We start from the raw sequence: 19,963 nt of genomic DNA, 5'->3' as shown, positions 1-19,963 counted from the left end.
TTATGGGAGGGGATCGTAGCCGCGCAGCCAGGAGTCCCAGTAGAAACTCGGGAGGACGTTGACGTCCATGATCCAGTTCATCCGGCTCTCGACGGGCGCGGAGATGCTCTCCTCGTAGTCGAACTCGGCGACCATCGCTTTGCCCTTCTCGGTCAGCAGCGGACAGGCGGCGTACCCTTTGTACTCGGCGGTCTGGCGCTTGTCCTCCATGTGGGCGGTGAGGTTGTCGAGGACGACGTGGGCCTGTTTGCGCGCTGCGGCGGCCGTCTTCGCGTTCGGCGTGTTGCAGCCGTCACCGAGGGCGAACACGTCCTCGTACTCGGTGTGCTGGAGCGTGTGCTCGTCGACGCTGACGTACTCGCCGTCGTTTTCGACGTCGTCCTCGGTCAGTGGCGAGTGCTCGGTCAGCGCCGGCTGCCCCTCCTGGGGCGGCACCGGCGCGTAGAGGTCGTACTCCTGTGTGTCGCCTTCGTTCGAGTGGATCACCTGCGCTTCGGGGTCGATCTCTTCGACCGTGAAGTTCAGGTTGGCTTCGATGTCGCGGTCGGCCCAGATCTCTTCGAGCTTCTCGCGGTAGGGCGAGACGCCGAAGACGGCGTCGCTGCCCTTGGTCATGACGACGTCGACGTCGTCGCGGATGCCCCGGCGGCGGAAGTAGTCCTCGGCGAGCATCGTCATCTTCAGCGGGGCGCCCCCGCACTTGATCGACGTGTCGGGGACCGAGACGACGAACGTCCCGCCGTCGAACTCTTCGAGCGCGTCGCGCAGTTCCATCGCGGCCTCGAAGTGATAGAAGGGGTAGACAGAGTCGGTCTCTTCCCACCCTTCGAGCATCCCAGGGGTCGCTTCGGGTGCGAGCCGGTGACCCAGCGCGACGACGAGGTAGTCGTAGGAGAGGTCGCCGTCTCCGAGGTCGACGACCTTCTCGTCCGGGTCGACGCCCGTGACCTCGTCGTGTACGAACTCGACGCCGCTCCGGAGCAGTTCGCTTACCTCCCGGAACTGGTCGTCGGGCTCCATGTACCCGTACGGGAGCAGGTAGAACGACGGCTGATAGGCATGTTCTGTACTTTTATCCACAACACTGATTTCGGCGTCGGTGCGGTCCAACCGGCGGCGAAGCATGTTGGCGGTCATCGTGCCGCCGACGCCGGCACCGAGCACGACTATGTGATCCATAGACATCCGTTGTTGGGCGGTGTTGTACCTGAACGCTGAGGTAGCTGAGACAATGTTGGCGACCTCGGCGCGAGGGCGAACTTGCGGAAAAGGTTGCTGACAGCTGGGTCCTGTCGCCGAACCTGACGGTACGCAGCTGTGATCAGTCCGACCGAGCCCGGAGAAATGGTGCGTTCAGAACGATTCGCGATCGGTCCCGGTCACTCTTCGATCGAGTCGCAGGTTTCGATGGGGACGTCGACGAGGTTGCCCCATTCGGTCCAGGAGCCGTCGTAGTTCGCGACGTCCGGATAGCCGAGCAGCTCCGAGAGGGCGAACCAGACCAGCGCCGACCGCTCGCCGACGTTACAGTAGACGATGATCTCGTCCTCTTCGGTGATGTCCGCCTCTGCGAACGGGCGCTCGAGCGCCCGCGGATGTTCGAATCGGCCACATTCTCGCACGACGCTCTCCCACTCGATGTTGACCGTCCGCGGGATGTGGCCGTTGGCGCGAGCGGGTGCGTCCGCTTCCCCGCAGTACTCCTGGCGTGACCGGACGTCGACGATGGACACGTCCTCCGAGAGGGCGTCCTGCACGTCCTGCCGGTACGCCCGGACGTGGTCGTTCGGGGGTTGTGCCTCGTACTCGACGGGGGTCACGGACGGCGTCGTTCCCGTCATCGGGAAGCCGTTCTCCGTCCAGTAGTGTTTGCCGCCGTTGAGCAGTCGGACGTCTCGGTGGCGGTAGTACTTCAGCGTCCAGTAGACGAACGCTGCGAACTCGTTGAACTCGTCGCTGTAGAGGACGACCGTGCTGTCCGGGGTGATGCCCCGCTCGCCGAGCATCGTTTCGAGCCGGTCGGCGCTCGGAATCGTCCGCGTCCCGGCATCCAGGAAGTCGGCTCGCGGGTCGAGCTCGACGGCGCCCGGAATGTGGCCGTCGTCGTACTCCGTCGAGATCTCGACGAGCCGGAGGTCTGGATCGTCCGTCTTGAACTCCGACAGTCGGTCGTACGCGCTGTCCGGTCTGACGAGCACCTGCTCCGGGTAGCCGGTTCGGTCACGCCCGATCGACCGAAAGCTAATGCTGTAACAGGTCTGTCGCCCGTCGTGAAGCGCCGGTGCCGCCTCGATGAGGTTCTCCTCCTCGAGCTGAGTGAGTCCGTAGCGCGCCGTCCGGGAACAGAGGAGCGTCTCCTCCGTGATCTGCTTCAGCGTCATCGACCCCTCCCGCGACAGCGTCTTGTAGATGAATTTCGAACTCGGCGGCAGGTCCATCAGCGCTTCCTCGACGTCTGGGGTTTGCATTGGTTTTACAATACTCTCTAGCGGATTGCGCGTAAAGACCTTACTGGTACCGTCGTCTCGAGTGTCACGTTTCGCACGCGAATATCGGTGTCTCAGTTCGTGGTAGCCGAGTGATGTCCCGGAAGTTATTTCGGGTACTTTCTCCGATACCCGTTCGTTCTCAGTATCTAAGAGAAATTATTCTCCCCGCTCGAATCGTTTTACGTGGGCTGTCGGTACAATACAGCGACGATGGTCGAGACAATCACGGCAGAACAGCTGAGAGATATGATCGACGCCGACGAGGACTTCGTCCTCTTCGATACCAGGTCCCCGGACAGTTACGCGGACTGGCACATCGCTGACGCCGAGAACGTGGAGTACTCCGGCGACGACGACGAACTCGTCGGCGAGTTCGACGCGGACGACCTCGACGCGGGTGACACGGTCGTCACCATCTGTGCGACGGGCAACTCCGCCAGCAGCTTCGCCGAGTACCTCGAACGCGAAGGCCTCGCCCACGACGTCAAGACCGTCGAGGGCGGCATGGAGGCCTGGAGCATGGTGTACGACGTTGCACCCATCGCCACCGAGAACGACGACCTCGTCGTGCTGCAGCTCCAGCGACGCTCGAAGGGCTGTCTGGGCTACGTCGTCGGCTCGAAGCGCGCCGGCGAGGCCGCCCTCGTCGACGTGACCCGGGCCACCGACGAGTTCCTCGACGCCGCCAGCGAGTACGGGCTGAAAGTCACGCGCGTCCTGGACACACACATCCACGCGGACCACATCTCGAAGGGCCGCGAACTCGCCGACCGCCTCGACGTGCCGTACCACCTCGGCAAGCCCGCCGAGACGCGTGACCCCGACTTCGAGTTCGACCCCATCGAGCCCAACGACGTCGTCGAACTCGGCGACGTCGAGATCAAAGCCGTCCACACGCCCGGGCACACCACGGGCATGACCTCCTACCTCGTGGACGACGAGGCGCTGCTCACCGGCGACACGCTGTTCGTCGAGTCCATCGGTCGGACGGAGCTGCAGTTCGCGGACCAGGACGCCCGCGACGGCGCGCGCGTCCAGTACGAGACGCTCCACAAGGTCATCATGACCGAGTCGAACGACGTGAAGATCCTGCCGGGTCACTTCTCGGTCACCGACGACGGCGAGTACATCGACGTGACGCCCGGCCAGCCGATGTTCTCGACCGTCGGCTACCTCTGGGAGAACAACGAGATCCTCCGGATGGACGAAGACGAGTTCGTCGAGCACATGTTCGACAACCTCCCGTCGAAGCCGCCGAACTACGAGCAGGTCATCGCGACCAACGCCGGCGAGTACGAACCCGACGACGACGACGAGGAGACCGAACTCGAACTCGGGCCGAACCGGTGTGCTGCCACCTCTGACAGCGCCGTCGCCGACGACTGAGGGAAATCACTCTCCACTATCATGTTTGGAATCGAATCCCTCTCTGGAAACGCACACGCCGCCGCCCTCGTGGGCCTGGTCCTGCTCGAAGCGATCGCGCTCTACGTCGGGTACGGCGCGCTCGAACGAGCCCTCGGGACGTACGTCATCGACCTGGTGCGGGGTGAGTAGCGATGGAACTACTCGGAATGAGTGCTCTCATGCTGGGGACGTTCACCGGCTTCGGCCTGCTCATCGGCATCCTGTTCGGCTTCTTCGGCATGGGCGGGTCGTTCCTCGTCACCCCGGCGCTGCTGGTCATGGGGTTCCGGTCGGAGGTCGCGGTCGGCAGCGGCCTGGCCTTCGTCTTCGGTACCTCCGTCATCGGGGCGCTTCGACACCGCGGCCTCGGCCAGGTCGACTACAAACTGGCAGTGCTGATGGTCGTCGGCATGACGAGTGGCATCGAGGTCGGGAAGTACGTCATCGAGTTCCTCAGTGCGCTCGGTGCGCTCGACCTGTTCATCAGCGTCGCCTACATCGGCCTGCTGGCGCTGGTCGGACTCATCACGCTCCGTGACGCGCGGAGCGAGTCCACCGGCGAGGACGACGAGGGCGGGTTCGCCTCGCACCTGCAGGACATCCGGATACCGCCGCTCGTCTCGCTCAACGGCGGCGCAACCGTCTCGCTCTGGATCATCCTGGCCGTCGGCTTCGGCATCGGCGTCCTCTCGGGCATCCTGGGTGTCGGTGGCGGGTTCCTCCTGATGCCAGCGATGATGTACGGCTTCGGCGTGCCCGCCGCCGTCGCGGTCGGGACGGACATCCTGCAGATCACCCTCTCCGGCGCGTTCGGCGCGTTCACCTACGCCCAGTCGGGCTACGTCAACATCCCGGTCGTCGCCGCACTGCTCGGCGGGAGTGCTCTCGGCGCCCGCATCGGCGCCGCGGCGACGAGTCTCGCCGACGAGGACGACATCAAGGGGTACTTCGCCGCGATGCTGCTGGCCGGCAGTCTGGCCGTCGCCAGCAAGAACCTCAGCAACCCGCTGGGGATCGACGCGCTGGAAACCGTGAGTATCGTGCTCATCCTGGGCTCGGCCCTGGTAGTGAGCGGCGCCGTCGTGCTCAGCAGCGTCCGCGAACTCCGGACTACCGAGGGTCCGTCGACCGGCTCGACGGCCGACTGACGCCCTCTCTCACCGTGGGCCACTCCCCGTTCCGGGAGATCGAGGGCCAGATCCACGAATTATATTGTTCTTTTTGTACAACACACTATATATGTATTAAATAAAGTCTTTTGTATTTGGCGAGCCAATGGCCGCTATGCCAACTGATGACGTTCTCGTTCTCGGTGCGGGGGCCGGTGGCACGATGGCGGCGAACATGCTCGACCGGAAACTCGACCGTGACGCGTCGATCACGGTCGTCGACAAGAGCGCGGAACACCACTACCAACCCGCGTACTATCTGATCCCGTTCGGGTACATGGAGCCCGAAAACCAACATCGACCGGTCGAGGGGTTGTTGCGCGACGGCGTCGAGTTCGTGCAGGCGACCGTCGAGGGCGTCGATCCCGACGCGAAGCAAGTCGAGACCGACGGCGAGACGCTCGAGTACGACTATCTGATCTCTGCCCTCGGCAATCGCCTCGCGCCGGAGTCGGTCCCCGGCATGCTGGAGGCCTGGGAAGAGACCGACGCGGTGTACCCCTTCTACCACTACGACGCGGCGGTCGCCCTGCGCGAGGCCGTCCAGGACTTCGACGGCGGGCAGTTCCTCGTCACCGTCCCCGAGACGCCGATCAAGTGCGGGGGCGCGCCGCTGAAGATGGCGATGCTCGCCGAGGACTACTTCCGCCGCCAGGGCATCCGCGACGACGTCGACGTCGCGGTCGCCAAACCGACCGAGGCGCCCTTCGGCACGCCGCCGTCGCCGAAGGCACACTACAACGGCAAGGTCGAGGAGATCTGGGCCGAGCGAGACATCGAGTTCCTCGCGGAGTTCGAAGTCGAGGAGATCGATTACGAGAACGAGCGCGTCGTCTCGACGGACGGCCGCGAAGTCGAGTACGACCTCTACGCGCCGGTCCCGCCACAGTACGGCCAGCCGGCGCTGACCGACAACTCGCCGCTGACCGACGGCGAGTACGTCACCGTCGACAAACACACGCTCCAGCACGACGACTACGACGACGTCTTCGCCATCGGTGACAACGCGAATCTCCCGACCTCGCGGACGGCCTCGGCCGCTCGCAAGCAGGTCCACGTTCTCGTGAAGAACCTGAAGGCGGTGATGGCAGACCGGCCGCTCCGGGCCGAGTACGACGGCTATACGGCCTGTCCGGTGCTGACGAAGAAAGGCAAGGCGATGATCGCCGAGTTCAACTACGAGGACCCGATCGCGGCCCCCGTCGAGACGCGCTCGAACTGGGTGCTGGACGTCAACGTGATCCCGCCGATGTACTGGAACATGTGGATGCGCGGCTACGACCCGATCCCATGAGGTGGTGACGATGTCGGACACCTCAGACGCCGACGACGGCGTCACGACTGCGGAACTGGACCCGGAGACGCGAGCGCTGCTGCACACCGTCGAAGCCAACGCCGACGAACTCCGGGAGCTGGTGGAGCTGGTCGTCGTCACCAAACAGCTCGGCGAGGAACTCACCCCAGAGATGCGCGAGGCGGCGACCGACGCCCGCGAACCGCTGGCTGACCTCCGTGTCGCGCTCGAACGCGAAGAGACTGTCACCCTGCTCGAAACGGTCGGCCACAACGCCGAGGACCTGGCCGAACTCGTCGAGTTCGCCAGCGCGACGAAGGGGCTCGCCGAAGACATCGCCCCGGAACTGCGCGAGGCAGCGACCGACGCCCGCGAGCCGATGGCCCAGCTCCGGGTGGCGCTCGAACGCGAGGAGACGTTCGTCCTCGTCAGAAAACTCGGCGAGAACGCGGACACGTTCATCGAACTGCTCGATCTGCTGGACGCGAGCCACGGCCTTCTCGAAGAACTCGTGCCCGAACTGCGCGAGGCCGCAACGGACGCCCGCGACCCCATCGCCGACCTCCGATTGATGATCGCTGGCTTCACCGACGTGCAGGAGGACGCCGACTTCGAACCGTACGAACTCGGACAGAGCCTGGGCCGCGCGCTCTCGCTCGGTGCGACCGTCGGCGACCCGCGCGTCGTCGAGACCGTCGACGCCGGCCTCGGCGCGTTCACCGAGGAGGAACCGCCGGACAAACTCGGGCCGCTGGGCGTGCTCCGGGCGCTCTTCGACGACGACGTCCAGGCCGGGCTCGGCCAGCTCGTCGAAGCCATCCGCCGGATGGGCGCGAACTCGCGCAAGTAGCCGCCAAGACCCGCAGACCCCCGGACGGGACGTGCCTGTTCCGGAGGGCCTATGCCGCCGGCGGTGTTGTCCCACGCGTATGGACGCGGCACTCGGCGCACCCGAGAAAATGGCCGACAGGGCGGACGAGCTGACGCCCATGATGCGCCAGTACTTCGAGCTCTGCGACACCTACGACGATTCGCTCGTTCTCTTTCAGGTGGGTGACTTCTACGAGGCCTTCTGCGACGCTGCCGAGCGGGTCTCGCGACTCTGTGAGATCACGCTCACCAAACGCGAGGACTCGACGGGACAGTATCCCATGGCGGGCATCCCGATCGACAACGCCGAGAGCTACATCGAGACGCTGCTCGACGCCGGCTATCGCGTCGCCGTCGCCGACCAGGTCCAGGACCCCGAGGAGACGACGGGCGTCGTCGACCGCGCCGTCACGCGCATCGTCACGCCGGGAACGCTCACCGAGGACGAACTCCTGCGGACCGACGACAACAACTTCGTCGCCTGTCTCGCGGCGGGTGAGGGGGCGTACGGCCTCGCGCTCCTCGACGTCTCGACGGGGGACTTCTACGCCACGAGCGCCGACCGTGAGTCGGCCATCGCCGACGAACTCGGGCGGTTCGGTCCCGCCGAGGCGATCGTCGGCCCCGACGCGCCCACCGACCCCTTCGACGCCGAGTGCATGGTCACGCCGTACGACCAGGCGGTGTTCGAACTCGACGCAGCCCGCGACATGGTCGCGTCGTACTTCGGGTCGCCAGAGAACCTGCTGGCGACCGACGTGGAGATTCGGGCCTGCGGCGCACTCCTCGATTACGCCGAGTACACGCGAGGTGCCGAGGGGGACGAGGACGGCCAGCGGGGGCGGCTTGATTACCTCAACCACCTCACGCGGTACGATCCGCGCGAGTACATGCTGCTCGACGCCGTCGCGCTCGAAAGCCTCGAACTGTTCGAGCGGCGCGCGGTCCACGGGCGGGCCGGCGCGACGCTGATCGACGTGCTCGACGAAACGGCGTGTGCGCTGGGCAGTCGCGAACTCAAAGACTGGCTGCGCCGTCCGCTCGTCGAGCGCGACCGAATCGAGGCGCGCCACGACGCCGTCGCGGAACTGACTGGCGACGTTCGCACGCGCGAGCGGCTGCACGACCTCCTCCGTGACGTGTACGACGTCGAGCGCCTCATCTCGCGCGTCTCTCGGGGCCGCGCCAACGCCCGTGACCTCCGCTCGCTGAAAGCCACCCTCGACGTGGTCCCCGACATCAAGGCGGCCATGGCCGACTGCGAGTGCGACAGGCTCCGGGCGCTCCGCGCGGACCTGGACGACCTCGCCGAGGTCCGGACTCTCGTCGGGCGCGCCATCCGGGACGAACCGCCCATCGAGGTCACGGAGGGCGGCGTCATCAAGGAGGGATACGACGCGGAACTGGACGACCTCCGCGAGACCGAACGGTCCGGGAAAGCCTGGATCGACTCGCTGGAACGACAGGAGCGCGAGCGCACGGGCATCGACTCGCTGAAGGTCGGCCACAACTCCGTCCACGGCTACTACATCGAAGTGACCAACGCCAACCTCGATGCGGTGCCCGACGACTACACGCGGCGCCAGACGCTGAAGAACTCGGAACGGTTCTACACGCCGGAGCTCAAGGCCCGCGAAGACGAGATCATCCAGGCCGAACAGCGCGCCGACGACCTGGAGTATCGCCTCTTCAAAGAGGTTCGCGCGACCGTCGCCGCCGAATCCGAGCGCGTCCAATCACTGGCGGAGACGCTGGCGACCCTCGACGTGCTGGTGTCGCTGGCCGAGGTGGCCGCGAAACACGACTACGCGCAGCCCGAGTTCGTCGACGAGCCGAAGGCGACCCACGTCGAGGGCGGTCGCCATCCGGTCGTCGAGCGGACTCAGGAGTCGTTCGTCCCGAACGACACGCACCTCGGTGCCGACGACTTCTTCGCGGTCATCACCGGCCCGAACATGAGCGGGAAGTCGACGTACATGCGCCAGGTCGCGCTGATCCAACTCATGGCCCAGGCCGGGAGTTTCGTCCCGGCCGCGGCCGCCGAACTTTCCCTGGTCGACCGGGTGTTCACCCGCGTCGGTGCCAGCGACGACATCGCCGGCGGGAAGTCGACGTTCATGGTCGAGATGACGGAACTCGCCGACATCCTCGACAACGCCACCGAGCGCTCGCTCGTCCTGCTCGACGAAGTCGGCCGCGGGACGAGCACGACCGACGGTCTCGCCATCGCTCGCGCCGTCACCGAGTACGTCCACGACGAACTCGGGGCTCGCACGCTGTTTGCGACCCATCACCACGAACTGACCGCCGCCGCTGACTCGCTCGACGGCGTCTTCAACCTCCACTTCGCCGCGGATCAACGGGGAGATGTCTCCGCGACCGAAGCGAGTGGCGGCTCGTCAGCGGGTAGCTCTGGCGGTGACGTCGTCTTCGACCACGAGATTCGCCCTGGCCCGGCAGCGGCGTCCTACGGCGTCGAAGTCGCCAGTGAAGCCGGCGTTCCCGAGGCCGTCGTCGAACGCTCGCGAGAACTCCTGGCCGAGGAGCCGGTCGAGGAGGAAAGTGCACACGAAGGAACTAACCGGACGAACGGGCACGACCCGTCGACCGTGCAGGCGAACGGAGAGGCGCCCGGCGGCGCGGACGGCACTGGGAACTCGGACGAGCCCTACGCCGACCTCGCGGCGACGATTCGCGAGCAGAACCTGGCGACGACCACCCCACTGGAAGCACTCAGTCTGCTACAGCAACTCCAGGAACAGGTCGAGGAGTGACGCCGCCCGCTACGGAGTTTCACTCAGTTGCTGCTCGATGTGGTCGATGACTTCGCCGTGTTCGTGTTGGGGGCTAAAGAGGACGAAGTCCGAGTCCTCGTCGGCTCGAACCGTGTGGCCAGGCGGCCAGTAGAACATGTCCCCGCCCTCGTCGGTTTCCTCAGAGCTGTCCGTGTAGGTGACCGTGAGCTGTCCGTCCAGAACGTAGCCCCAGTGCGGTGACTGGCACATGTCGTCCTCCAGTCCTTCGAGCAGTGGTGTGATGTCGGTACCCCCAGTGAGTGTGAAGTGCTCCGCACCGAGCGTTCCGTAGTCGGTCGCGTCACCGAAGTCCGGTTGCCGGCGCGCCACCGCGTCCGGAGTGTCGATCCGAACCGGGAGGTCGTCTTTCGATTGGTGCATTCGTGGTCCGGTATGGCGCACACGTCTATAACTACTGTTCGTGGATGAAAGGACTGTCCGGGTGGGTTAGTTATTCCGTCGGCTCGTCGGCGACGGCATCGGTCTCTGGCTCCAGCGCGACGAACTCCAGCCCCTTTTCCGCGAGCAACTCCCGCGCCCGATCGGTCACCGAGGGTGCGACGAGGATCCCACGGACTTCCGCGTCGGCGTGGAGGTCGCGCTGGAGCGCGTCGACGTACCGGGTGAGCTGGCCGACCGCGTCCGGACCGACCCGACGGCGCTTCAACTCCACGACGACCCGCCGCCCGCGCTCGTCTTCGCCGAAGATGTCGACGGCGCCCGCACTCGTCTCGCGTTCCGTCGCCAACGGGGAAAATCCCGGTTCGAGCAGCGCGGGCTCGTCGAGGATGCGGTCCCGTAGATCGGATTCGGTTCCCACGAGCGCAAGTTCACGCTCGTCGGTGAGGTTGTAGGCCGTCACCTGGAACAGTTCCTCGAAGGTGACGAGGAGTTCCTCTTCGGGGGTCGAGCGGACGCTGTGAAGCTCGAACTGGCCGTCGCGGAGTCGCGCGTCCTGCGTGCAGCCCGGCGGTTGCCAGTTGACCGGCTGGTGTCCCTCGTCGGTGTGGACGAGCGTCGTCCCGTCGGGTTTGCAGACGACGAGCCGGTCGCCGGGGCCCAGGTGGCTCGACGCTCGCCCGTCGTACTCGACGGTACAGTGGCCGAAGATCGTCACGAGGTCGCCGCGGTCGATGGCGGCTGCAACCTGTTCCTGCGCCTGGGCTGGCGTCGGGCTCGCGACGTGGGCCACAGGCTGGCCGGTCTCTGCAGGCGTCCCCTGGTTCGCAGTCACTGCTCGAAACTACCGGCCTTCGGGCGAATAAGCCCGTCGGGACCGGCCCAGTTGCGGACCGGTCGCTCACTCGACTGCAGTGCTCGCCGTCGGACCCAGACGGACGGTGCGCCCCTCCCGTCCCCAGGACTGGACCGTACTGGCCAGCGCCGCTCGGGCCGTCGCGCTGTCGATTCGATCCCGGGCGACCAGCGTACAGACCGTCTCTTTCGCGTCCCTGATCTGTTCTCGAAGGGCCGCCCCGTCGGAACGAGGGGCCTCGGGATCGACGGCGACGAGACCGCCGTCTCCGGGTCGGTTCTCGTCGACGCCCGGGACGCCGAACCAGCAGACGAGCCACGGTTCCACCGCGAACGCCTCGGTCACGAGATAGAACGCCTCGTACTGCTGGAAATCGAGGGACTCGAGGACCTCGCCGAACGAGCAGTCCGTCGCGAGCGGTGTTGGATCGACGGTCGCGGTTGTCACGTTCTCCGGAGTGGTTGGCTGTCCGTAGGGCTGTGTGGGCGTGATCGCGGTCGCGAGTTGCCACCGGTGTGCGCCCCAGTGTGAGTAGTGCAGGTCGTAGCGGTCGCTGTCGCGTTCGTAGGCGACGAGTGCTCTGTGTCCCACGTCGGTCACGCGACTGGGTGGTCCGGTCTTCGGGCAAAAATCTCGGGGCGAAGCGCGGAATTACGTCGTGTCGACGAGCTCGAGGTCGTCGACGGCTTCGCGTGCGCGGTCGCGGAGGTCGTCGGGTTCGGCCTCGGTGAGCCGGTCCCGGTGGGCGTTGGTTTCGGCCTGTCCGGGGGCAAAGCGGTTACAGCCCGCCGGAATCGTCGAGTCGTGGAACGTGCCGATCTCCTTCGCGCGCTCGGTGATGACGTTCTTGTCCGTCGTGAGCAGCGGTCGGTAGACCGGCAGGTCCGTGACGGGGCTGGTGACGCTCAGGTTCTGGGCGGTCTGGCTGGACTTCTGGCCGATGGACTCGCCGGTGACGATCCCGCGAGCGTCCTCCTCGAGGGCGACCGCTTCGGCGACGAGCAGACAGAACCGACGGAACGCGAGCATCCGCCCCTGTTCGAGTTCGTCGGCAAGCAGCGAGACGGTGTCGCCGCCGGGCACGACGCGGAGCGGCATCTCGAAGTTGGGTGCGTACCCCTGGAGGGTGCGGACGGTCTCGACGGCCCGCGCCCGGTGGTCCTGGCCGCCGTACTCGCCGAGGTCGACGTACACCGGGACGACCGGACAGCCCTTCCGCATGATCTCGTAGGTCGCCACGGGCGAGTCGATGCCGCCGCTCACCAGGGCGACGACCGGGCGCTGGCTGCCAAGGGGTAACCCGCCAGGTCCCGACACCTTCTCGAAGAAGAGGAACGCTTCGTCCTCCCGGACCTCGACGTTGAAGCAGACGTCAGGGTCTTCCAGGTCGACCGCCGGCTCGAACTCGTGCTCGACGGCGTCCCAGACGGCCTGGCCGCCGTCCTCGCCGAGTTCCTCGCTCGTGAACGGGTAGTCCGTCCCCGACCGACGGGCGTTGACGGCGAAACTCCCGCCGTCGTAGCAGGCGTCGGCGGTCTCGGCGAGGGCATTGAGGATGGCGTCTTTCTCGGGTGGCACGGACCGCGCGGGGCTGGTCGAGACGACGCCGAACGCGTCGGCAGCGGCCTCGGCCGCGTCCCGGACTGCCTCGGACGTCGTCCGGACGAGCGGTCGCGTCGAGTGGCGCTCGACGTCGCCGGGAATCCCGCGATCGGTCAGGAGCGCGTCGATGTTCTCGACGAGCTGGTGTTCCATGTCGCGGCGGACGCGACTGCTCTTCGTGCTCATATCACCGTAGCGAACGACGACCGTTGCTGCCCCCGGCGGCTCCATGGTCGGTACCAGACGATTCGAGAGTAAAGCCCCTTTGTTGCCGAGTCGTCTCCACGTCGGTTAGAAAAAATGGACGAGTGGTTAGCGAACGACCACGTACACCGCGCCGAGGGCCCCGCCGTAGACGACGTGCCACAGGAGGCTCGGCACGGCGAAGTTCGGGAACGGCGGTGCCATGGGAAAGCCCACGCTTGCGAGCCACACCGGCATCACGAGCGCTGCCATCGTCGCCCAGACGAGAACGCCCCAGACGATTCCCGCCCCGAGCAACCGGCCGACCGTGCGGTCCCCCACTGCACCTGACTGGACGACGGCCGCGAACGCGACCCCCAGGACCGCACCGTGTGCGAGGTGGATCGTGACGCCAGCGATCCCACCGCTGACCCCGTAGAGGGCCGGAATGGCTGCGGTGAGGACTGGCGGATTCATGAGTACCATCAGGACGGCCATGACGCCCGCCCCGACGAGACCACCGACGACGCCCGCCTGCCAGGCCGCGAGATGGACTCCCCGTTCGTACACCGCGTCTGTCTGTATCGACATTGCGACTGAACCGTCCACAGGAACCGGGGTATCCCTAGTTGCGTAATGCAAACTCGGCACACGACCACCCACGATTCATGTACTCGCGAGCGACGTCGGCCACCCTGCTCGCCGTTAATATATAATTAATAATATTAGTTTAGAAACGCCCGTGTTTTCAGGGTAGGGAAAGAGAAACCTACGAGACCACTCAGCGCGGATACTAATATTTTTGTCCAATGACATTTATCATCGTCGTCTCCTAAGCTCATTGTATCATGGCACAACCAGGTACGGAATCGATATGGCTGTGGATCGGCACGGCACTGATGGCGCTCGGGGCGCTGGCGTTCATCGGGATGGGCTGGCGCGAAGAGGACCCCGAGCGACAGGCGTTCTACATCGTGACGATCTTCATTCCGGTCATCGCCGCGTTGTCGTACTTCTCGATGGCGATGGGCTTTGGCCTGATCGAACTCCAGGTCCCGTGGCAGGAGGCAGCCCTCGACATCTACTGGGCCCGGTACGCGGACTGGCTGTTTACGACGCCGCTCCTGTTGCTCGATCTGGCGCTGCTGGCGGGCGCGAATCGCAACACGATCGGGACGCTCGTGGGTCTCGACGTGGGGATGATCGTCACCGGGTTCATCGCCACGATCATCACCGTGAGCCAGACGTTCCGGATCGTCTGGTGGGGGATCAGTTCGGGCTTTTTCCTCGCTCTGCTGTACATCCTGGTGAGTCGGCTGTCTGCCCAGGCGGCGACCCAACCCGGTGACGTCGGGGACCTGTTCAGCACGCTCCGGAACCTGACGATCCTGCTGTGGACGGCCTACCCCATCGTCTGGCTCATCGGCACCGAAGGGCTCGCACTCGTCCCGCTGTACTGGGAGACGGCCGCGTTCATGGTGCTCGACGTGAGTGCCAAGGTCGGATTCGGCTTCCTGTTGCTGCGGAGTCGGAGCACGCTGGAACAGGCCACCGTCGAAGCCCCGGAGGCCGCCGCGCCTGCCGGCTGAACGCCGCCGCCCCGCTTGGTCTGGCCTCTCGCCAACAGCTCTCCGAACGAATCACTCTGACACAACAGCCAAAACGACATGACGGTCCCCGCCCAACACCAGGACGTGTCGAGACGAATAGGGGAACTGCGGCGGACCGTCGGGTATCGACCGGGTGATCGGTGATGACTGGATTCCCCTCGGTCGGACCGGTACTCACGCTCAGCTATCTGCAGTTCCATCTGGTGTTCGTCCTCCCGCCGCTCGTCGGGCTGGCGCTGACGACTCAGTTCCCGCCGGACGGTCGCCGGTACGCCGCGCCCGCTGGCGTCGCCCTGCTCGTCGTGATCGCCGTCGTCTACACGACCCCCTGGGACAACCACCTCATCGCGACGGGGGTCTGGTCCTACGGCGAGGGGGCCGTCCGCGCGCGACTCTGGCACGCCCCGCTCGAGGAGTACCTGTTTTTCGTCCTCCAGCCGCTGATCACGAGTCTCTGGCTCTGTCGTCTTCCAACTCGGGCCGACCGGCCGTTCGGCATCTCTCTCGGCGATCGTGCACTGGGCGTCCTCGGTGGCGGCCTCGTCGCCGGTGTGGGCCTGCTGCTGCTTTCCGAGTCGACCTACTACCTCGGGGCGCTGTTGTTGTGGGCCGGTCCCGTCCTGGCGCTCCAGTGGGGTTTCGGCTGGCCCGTGCTCTGGGAACTGCGCCGGACGCTCGCAGTCGGCGTGCTCGTTCCCAGCGCCTATCTCTGGGTCGCCGACCGCATCGCCATCGAACTCGGCATCTGGACGTTCGACGAACAGTACCTGACCGGCGTCGGGGTGCTCGGTCTCCCCATCGAAGAACTGCTCTTTTTCCTGTCGACGAACCTCTTCGTCGTCCAGGGCCTGCTGTTGTTCTGGTGGGTGACCGACCGCTGGCCGCAAGTCAAGACGCTGTACGCCGACGTCCGCGAGTCTGCAGGGGTGTGACCCGTGTCCGAGTCCGTTCCGGGCGTCGACCTCACTGCCGGCGCTCGCGACGCCATCGCCAGCGGCGTCCTCTGGCCGGGGTGGCTCGTGACGGTTGCTCTCGTCGTCCCGTTTCTGCTCGGGGCGTCAGTTCCCCTCTGGGTCCAGGCCGTCCCGCTGGCGGTGAGCGCCCTCGTTCTGGGACTGCCCCACGGCGCCGTCGATCACCTGGCGCTCCCCCGCGTGCGAGGCCGGCGTCCGACCTGGCGCGCGATGGGCGCAGTGGGATTGCTCTACCTCGTCTGCGGACTGGCCTACGGGGTCGTCTGGTACGTCGCCCCCGTGGTCGCGTTTGCCGGGTTCATCCTGCTGACCTGGTTCCACTGGGGCCAGGGTGACCTCTACGCTCTGCTCGCGTTCGCCCGGGTCGAGGCGCTGGAGAGCAGACTGCAGCGCGCGCTCGCGGTCGTCGTTCGCGGCGGGCTCCCGATGCTCGTGCCCCTGCTCGCCTTCCCCGACTGGTACCGGCGCGTCGCGCTGGCGCTGACGTCCCTGTTCGAGGCGGACTCGCTCGCGGGGCTGACGTGGCTGTTCCGCGTCGAGACGCGGCTGGCACTCGGGGCCGCGTACGGCCTGCTCATCGCGGGATACCTCGCGCTGGGATACGTCCGGACTGGCTCGGACCGGACCCCCTGGCTGATCGACGCGGGCGAGACGCTACTGCTCGCCGTCTACTTCGCCGTGGTCCCTCCCCTGCTGGCCATCGGCGTCTACTTCTGCGTGTGGCACTCGCTGCGACACATCGTCCGGCTCGTCTTGTTGCCACGGCGGACGCGCGATGCGGTCCGGACTGGCCGGCTCTGGTCGGCACTCGGCCGGTTTGCCGTCGAGGCGACGCCGCTAACGCTCGCGGCGCTCGCACTGCTCGGTGGCCTCTGGCTGTTCGTCCCGCGCCGTCCCGGCGACGTGCTGGGGTTGCTCGCGGTGTATCTGGTGCTCATCGCGATGTTGACGCTGCCCCACGTGGCCGTGGTCACCTGGATGGACCGCGAACAGGCCGTCTGGGGGTAGCCTGACCCCGTTCGCGACTCCCCTAGTCGTCGGTCGAATTCGACCGACCGGCCGACGTCTCGTCGGTCGTCCAGCGGAACGAGACGGCCCACTTCTTTTTGTCACCGTCCCGCTTCTTCTGCTCGATCAGCGTGACCGGGGTCTCCGGGTCGAGGTGTCGGTCGCCGATCTGGGGCTCGGCGAACGGCTTCGTTCCCGCGTCGTAACTGGTGAGTTCCGCCCGGAGTTCCGTGAGGTACTCGGCGAACTCCTCGCGGTCGAGCGTCTCCTCGCGGTCAGTCTCGTGGCCGGTCGCGCCCTGGCCGACGCCGCCGGCTTTCCCCGAGGAGTACCCGCCGATGACCGCGTTGATGACGGCTCCCAGCAGGAGTACCAGCCCGGAGAAGTACAGCCAGGTGATGACGACGATGACGCCCCCGAAAAAGTCGCCGGACCCGCCACTGGAGAACGTGAGGTACACCTGGAACACTGCCTGGAGCGCCGCCCAGCCGACCGCGGCGAAGATCGCCCCCGGCAGGACGTGTTCCCAGTCGAGGTCCGTGTCCGGGAACCGGTAGTAGATCGGGAGGAACGCGACGACCAACCCGGCGATGAGGACGACCGGAGTGAGATACTGGACGAACGGAATCGTCCCCGCCAGCACGGCGAACACGGCCGTCGCCCCGATCGTCGCCACGATTGCGACGAGCAGCGCTACCAGCACGATCAGTCCGTCGACCAGCTGGTCGACGAAGGTGTTCTTCCCCTCGGTCTCGTAGATCTCCGAGAACGCGGTGTCCAGCCCGCGGAATATCTTCAGCGTCCCCCAGAGTAACACGACGATCCCGACCGCCGACGCGCCCGCGACGCCCGACTCACCCTGAAACACCTGCGTGACGACGTTGGCGATCGGCGTCGGGAGTCCCGACTGTGCCAGCGCGACGAGTCGCCCTTCGAGGTCTCCCCCGAGCACGGACGTCACGAACAGCACGAGCAACAGCAGCGGGGCCAGCGAGACGAAGGCGTTGTAGGCGAGTCCCGCGGCCATGAACGTCACGTTCTTCGCGGAGAAGTCGGCGGCGATCTGTTTCCCCGTTCGGGTGTACGTGGCAAGGCCGACCATGTTACGGTTCCGCTGGGGACACTGAAAACTCGCACGCCCACCTTTTTCATCGTCGAGTTCACTCACGAGCGCCGCGCTTTCGTGAACTCGAAAAACGTGGGCGAAAAAGACCGGACACGGCTCGCTCTGCTCGCCGTCTGCTTGCTGTTTGGAATTCTCCACCCTGCTGGCACTGGCGATACTGTCACCACTCACATGACCGTGCGCTCACGAGGTGTCACTGCCAGTGCGGTCCTACTGCGCTAGCCGTTCCCACTCCTCCTTCGGCGGCAGTTCCTCACCGCACCGTCGGCAGTAGCGCATCGGCGCTCGCGACTCCTGACCCTCTCGATTCACCGTAACCTTCCGCCCGCAGTTCTCACATGCGATCTTCATGGGTTCCCTCCAGGGTCCGCGGCAACGCACCGACACCCGTGGACGAATACCACCAGTACGACGCCCAGTATGATAAAGCATCGCACGGCCGGCTTGCAGCACCGACTGGCTCAGGAGATCCGCTTGAGTACGCGCATGAGCCCGGTCATGAGCCGTGCGTACCATTCGTGCGGGAGTGGTTCCGGTGGGGCGACCGGGCCGGTGCGCTGTTCGGCGATGGTCTGGGCTTCGGTGTACTTGAGTAGTCCCTCGCTGCCGTGGCGGCGGCCGACGCCGGACTGTTTTCGTCCGCCCATCGGCGCGTCGACGGAGCCGTAACTGGCACCGTAGGCGTCGTTGATGCCGACCGTTCCGGCTTCGATCTGCTGGGCGACCTCCCGACCCAGGATGCTGTCCTGGGTGAAAACGCTCGCGTTGAGTCCGTATTCGGTGTCGTTCGCCTTCTCGATGGCCTCCTCGACCGAGCCGACCTCGTAGATCGACACCACGGGGCCGAACGTCTCCTCCCGATAGAGCTCGGCCGACTCCGGCACGTCAGTCAGGATCGTCGGCTCGAACACGTACGGGCCGACGTCGGGCCGCGCCTCGCCGCCGGCGAGCACCGTTGCACCCGCGTCCACGGCATCTTCGACGTGCGCCTCGACTTTCTCCAGGTGCGCTTCGGAGGTGAGCGATCCCACGTCGGTCTTCCAGTCGTAGCCGACGCCCAGGTGGAGGGTCTCGGTTTCGGCGACGAACCGCTCGGTGAACGCGTCCGCTACCGTCTCGTGGACGTAGATGCGTTCGGCCGACAGACAGAGCTGGCCGGCGTTCGTGAACGAACCGTCGATCGCTCCCTGGACCGCCACGTCGACGTCCGCGTCGTCCAGAATCAGCATCGGGTTCTTCCCGCCGAGTTCCAGCGAGCAGTCGATGAGGTTGCGGCCCGCCTGCGCCGCGACCGTCCGACCGGTCTCTGTGCTTCCCGTGAACGTGAGGTAGTCGACGCGGTCGATCAACGGTTCGCCGAGTTCGCTCCCCCGTCCCGTGACGACCTGGCAGAGGTCCGCGGGGAGGCCGGCCTCTTCGAGCAGTTCGAGCGCTTTGAGCGCGGTGACGGAGGTCTCCGCCGCTGTCTTGAACACGACACCGTTGCCCGCGATGAGCGCGGGAATGGCGTCGGAGATGCTGAGGGCGAGGGGATAGTTCCACGGACTGATGATGCCGACGACGCCCACCGGGTGGTGGCGTACCTCGGTCCGCGTCGCCAGCGGAATGGCTCCCTCACGGCGGGTGGGTGTGAGCAGGCCCGGCCCGCGCTCGACGTAGTAGCGGGCCGTCGACGCCACGTCCAGCACCTCCTCGAAGGCGTCGAGTCTGGCTTTCCCCGTCTCGGTCTGGATGACGTCGAGTAGTTCGTCCTGGCGGTCGAGAACGAGGTCGTGGAACTCGTCGACGACGGCCGCGCGCTCCTCGGGCGAGCGCTCGGCCCACTGCTCGCCGGCGGCCCGGGCGCGCTCGACGGCCTCGTCGACGTCGGCCTCGGTGCCGGCCGGAATGGTCCCCACCTGTTCCCCCGTGAACGGCGCGACGACCGGAATCGACTCGCGGCTGTCGTCTGCAAGCGTGACGCGCTCGCGCAGCCGCTCGAACTCGGTGTCGAACTCGGCGGCTTCGCGGCGGCTTTCCATGGCGTTCGCCATGCTTGCCAGTTCCACAGGCCTGCATCTATGGCTGTCGGTGCCACGGGTGTTTGCCGATGTTGGGGGTTGTATTTCGAGCATCCGTGCGCCGCGGGCGCACGGTTCACTTCACGCGAGCAAAGCGAGCGTGAAGGTCGTTTTAGTCCAG

General features: G+C 66.1%; 18 protein-coding genes. 9 read left to right on the top strand and 9 right to left on the bottom strand.

Going from position 1 to position 19,963, the window contains the following annotated elements; genetic code table 11:
- Entirely contained in the window at nt 1-1,179 is a 1,179-nt protein-coding gene (locus ACFR9U_RS11840) for an NAD(P)/FAD-dependent oxidoreductase (protein ID WP_247380857.1), read from the bottom strand.
- 200 nt (nt 1,180-1,379) lie between these two features.
- Complete coding sequence (locus ACFR9U_RS11835; protein ID WP_247380860.1) at nt 1,380-2,468, bottom strand: rhodanese-like domain-containing protein; 1,089 nt, start codon at nt 2,466-2,468, stop codon at nt 1,380-1,382.
- Between the two features lie 231 nt (nt 2,469-2,699).
- Here ACFR9U_RS11835 and ACFR9U_RS11830 point away from each other — a divergent pair, with 231 nt between their 5' ends.
- The 6 genes from ACFR9U_RS11830 to mutS all read left to right on the top strand — a co-directional run bounded on the left by ACFR9U_RS11830 (nt 2,700) and on the right by mutS (nt 10,003).
- Nucleotides 2,700-3,875 (top strand): MBL fold metallo-hydrolase, encoded by a 1,176-nt coding sequence (locus tag ACFR9U_RS11830; protein ID WP_247380862.1) that lies wholly within the window; start codon nt 2,700-2,702, stop codon nt 3,873-3,875.
- A gap of 21 nt (nt 3,876-3,896) precedes the next feature.
- The gene (locus ACFR9U_RS11825; RefSeq protein ID WP_247380863.1) at nt 3,897-4,046 is read left to right on the top strand and encodes a DUF7512 family protein; all 150 of its coding nucleotides are present in this window, start codon (nt 3,897-3,899) and stop codon (nt 4,044-4,046) included.
- Between the two features lie 2 nt (nt 4,047-4,048).
- On the top strand, nt 4,049-5,044 hold the full coding sequence (locus ACFR9U_RS11820) for a sulfite exporter TauE/SafE family protein (RefSeq protein ID WP_247380865.1): 996 nt from the start codon (nt 4,049-4,051) through the stop codon (nt 5,042-5,044).
- A gap of 136 nt (nt 5,045-5,180) precedes the next feature.
- Complete coding sequence (locus ACFR9U_RS11815; protein ID WP_247380867.1) at nt 5,181-6,359, top strand: NAD(P)/FAD-dependent oxidoreductase; 1,179 nt, start codon at nt 5,181-5,183, stop codon at nt 6,357-6,359.
- 10 nt (nt 6,360-6,369) lie between these two features.
- The gene (locus ACFR9U_RS11810; RefSeq protein ID WP_247380868.1) at nt 6,370-7,209 is read left to right on the top strand and encodes a DUF1641 domain-containing protein; all 840 of its coding nucleotides are present in this window, start codon (nt 6,370-6,372) and stop codon (nt 7,207-7,209) included.
- 79 nt (nt 7,210-7,288) lie between these two features.
- The gene (gene mutS, locus ACFR9U_RS11805; protein ID WP_247380869.1) at nt 7,289-10,003 is read left to right on the top strand and encodes a DNA mismatch repair protein MutS; all 2,715 of its coding nucleotides are present in this window, start codon (nt 7,289-7,291) and stop codon (nt 10,001-10,003) included.
- A 9-nt stretch (nt 10,004-10,012) separates the two neighbouring features.
- Here the strand turns inward: mutS and ACFR9U_RS11800 are convergent, their stop codons facing one another.
- The 5 genes from ACFR9U_RS11800 to ACFR9U_RS11780 all read right to left on the bottom strand — a co-directional run bounded on the left by ACFR9U_RS11800 (nt 10,013) and on the right by ACFR9U_RS11780 (nt 13,655).
- Nucleotides 10,013-10,405 (bottom strand): cupin domain-containing protein, encoded by a 393-nt coding sequence (locus tag ACFR9U_RS11800; protein ID WP_247380873.1) that lies wholly within the window; start codon nt 10,403-10,405, stop codon nt 10,013-10,015.
- Between the two features lie 70 nt (nt 10,406-10,475).
- Nucleotides 10,476-11,258 (bottom strand): endonuclease NucS, encoded by a 783-nt coding sequence (gene nucS / locus ACFR9U_RS11795; protein WP_379814383.1) that lies wholly within the window; start codon nt 11,256-11,258, stop codon nt 10,476-10,478.
- A gap of 66 nt (nt 11,259-11,324) precedes the next feature.
- Nucleotides 11,325-11,879, bottom strand: coding sequence for a DUF6735 family protein (locus ACFR9U_RS11790; RefSeq protein ID WP_247380875.1), 555 nt, complete (start codon nt 11,877-11,879; stop codon nt 11,325-11,327).
- A 51-nt stretch (nt 11,880-11,930) separates the two neighbouring features.
- Nucleotides 11,931-13,112: a tRNA sulfurtransferase gene (locus ACFR9U_RS11785; protein WP_247380878.1), complete on the bottom strand. Its 1,182-nt coding sequence runs from the start codon at nt 13,110-13,112 to the stop codon at nt 11,931-11,933.
- An 81-nt stretch (nt 13,113-13,193) separates the two neighbouring features.
- On the bottom strand, nt 13,194-13,655 hold the full coding sequence (locus ACFR9U_RS11780) for a histidine kinase (protein ID WP_247380881.1): 462 nt from the start codon (nt 13,653-13,655) through the stop codon (nt 13,194-13,196).
- A 257-nt stretch (nt 13,656-13,912) separates the two neighbouring features.
- Between ACFR9U_RS11780 and ACFR9U_RS11775 the strand changes: the two genes are divergently transcribed.
- The 3 genes from ACFR9U_RS11775 (at nt 13,913) to ACFR9U_RS11765 (ending at nt 16,656) form a co-directional block, all read left to right on the top strand.
- Nucleotides 13,913-14,653 carry a bacteriorhodopsin gene (locus ACFR9U_RS11775; RefSeq protein ID WP_247380884.1) on the top strand — a complete coding sequence of 247 codons (741 nt, stop codon included), beginning with the start codon at nt 13,913-13,915 and terminating at the stop codon, nt 14,651-14,653.
- Between the two features lie 164 nt (nt 14,654-14,817).
- Entirely contained in the window at nt 14,818-15,606 is a 789-nt protein-coding gene (locus ACFR9U_RS11770; RefSeq protein ID WP_247380887.1) for a lycopene cyclase domain-containing protein, read from the top strand.
- Nucleotides 15,607-15,609: 3 nt separating this feature from the next.
- Nucleotides 15,610-16,656 (top strand): Brp/Blh family beta-carotene 15,15'-dioxygenase, encoded by a 1,047-nt coding sequence (locus tag ACFR9U_RS11765; protein ID WP_247380890.1) that lies wholly within the window; start codon nt 15,610-15,612, stop codon nt 16,654-16,656.
- A 22-nt stretch (nt 16,657-16,678) separates the two neighbouring features.
- Here the strand turns inward: ACFR9U_RS11765 and ACFR9U_RS11760 are convergent, their stop codons facing one another.
- Nucleotides 16,679-17,758, bottom strand: coding sequence for a YihY/virulence factor BrkB family protein (locus tag ACFR9U_RS11760; protein WP_247380894.1), 1,080 nt, complete (start codon nt 17,756-17,758; stop codon nt 16,679-16,681).
- A 485-nt stretch (nt 17,759-18,243) separates the two neighbouring features.
- On the bottom strand, nt 18,244-19,815 hold the full coding sequence (locus tag ACFR9U_RS11755) for a succinic semialdehyde dehydrogenase (RefSeq protein ID WP_247380897.1): 1,572 nt from the start codon (nt 19,813-19,815) through the stop codon (nt 18,244-18,246).
- Nucleotides 19,816-19,963: the final 148 nt, after the last annotated feature.

This window comes from Halorientalis brevis (genome assembly GCF_042678165.1).
Classification (GTDB): Archaea; Halobacteriota; Halobacteria; order Halobacteriales; family Haloarculaceae; genus Halorientalis; species Halorientalis brevis.
This window is presented reverse-complemented; position numbering and strand designations above follow the sequence as displayed.

What these genes read in the sequence shown, in the direction of transcription:
- ACFR9U_RS11800 (WP_247380873.1), bottom strand. Translation starts at nt 10,405, where the DNA reads ATGCACCAATCGAAAGACGACCTCCCGGTTCGGATCGACACTCCGGAC.
- ACFR9U_RS11835 (WP_247380860.1), bottom strand. Translation starts at nt 2,468, where the DNA reads ATGCAAACCCCAGACGTCGAGGAAGCGCTGATGGACCTGCCGCCGAGT.
- ACFR9U_RS11770 (WP_247380887.1), top strand. Translation starts at nt 14,818, where the DNA reads ATGACTGGATTCCCCTCGGTCGGACCGGTACTCACGCTCAGCTATCTG.
- ACFR9U_RS11815 (WP_247380867.1), top strand. Translation starts at nt 5,181, where the DNA reads ATGCCAACTGATGACGTTCTCGTTCTCGGTGCGGGGGCCGGTGGCACG.
- ACFR9U_RS11775 (WP_247380884.1), top strand. Translation starts at nt 13,913, where the DNA reads ATGGCACAACCAGGTACGGAATCGATATGGCTGTGGATCGGCACGGCA.
- ACFR9U_RS11830 (WP_247380862.1), top strand. Translation starts at nt 2,700, where the DNA reads ATGGTCGAGACAATCACGGCAGAACAGCTGAGAGATATGATCGACGCC.
- ACFR9U_RS11840 (WP_247380857.1), bottom strand. Translation starts at nt 1,179, where the DNA reads ATGGATCACATAGTCGTGCTCGGTGCCGGCGTCGGCGGCACGATGACC.
- ACFR9U_RS11820 (WP_247380865.1), top strand. Translation starts at nt 4,049, where the DNA reads ATGGAACTACTCGGAATGAGTGCTCTCATGCTGGGGACGTTCACCGGC.
- ACFR9U_RS11810 (WP_247380868.1), top strand. Translation starts at nt 6,370, where the DNA reads ATGTCGGACACCTCAGACGCCGACGACGGCGTCACGACTGCGGAACTG.
- ACFR9U_RS11785 (WP_247380878.1), bottom strand. Translation starts at nt 13,112, where the DNA reads ATGGAGCCGCCGGGGGCAGCAACGGTCGTCGTTCGCTACGGTGATATG.
- ACFR9U_RS11760 (WP_247380894.1), bottom strand. Translation starts at nt 17,758, where the DNA reads ATGGTCGGCCTTGCCACGTACACCCGAACGGGGAAACAGATCGCCGCC.
- mutS (WP_247380869.1), top strand. Translation starts at nt 7,289, where the DNA reads ATGGACGCGGCACTCGGCGCACCCGAGAAAATGGCCGACAGGGCGGAC.
- ACFR9U_RS11780 (WP_247380881.1), bottom strand. Translation starts at nt 13,655, where the DNA reads ATGTCGATACAGACAGACGCGGTGTACGAACGGGGAGTCCATCTCGCG.
- ACFR9U_RS11755 (WP_247380897.1), bottom strand. Translation starts at nt 19,815, where the DNA reads ATGGCGAACGCCATGGAAAGCCGCCGCGAAGCCGCCGAGTTCGACACC.
- ACFR9U_RS11825 (WP_247380863.1), top strand. Translation starts at nt 3,897, where the DNA reads ATGTTTGGAATCGAATCCCTCTCTGGAAACGCACACGCCGCCGCCCTC.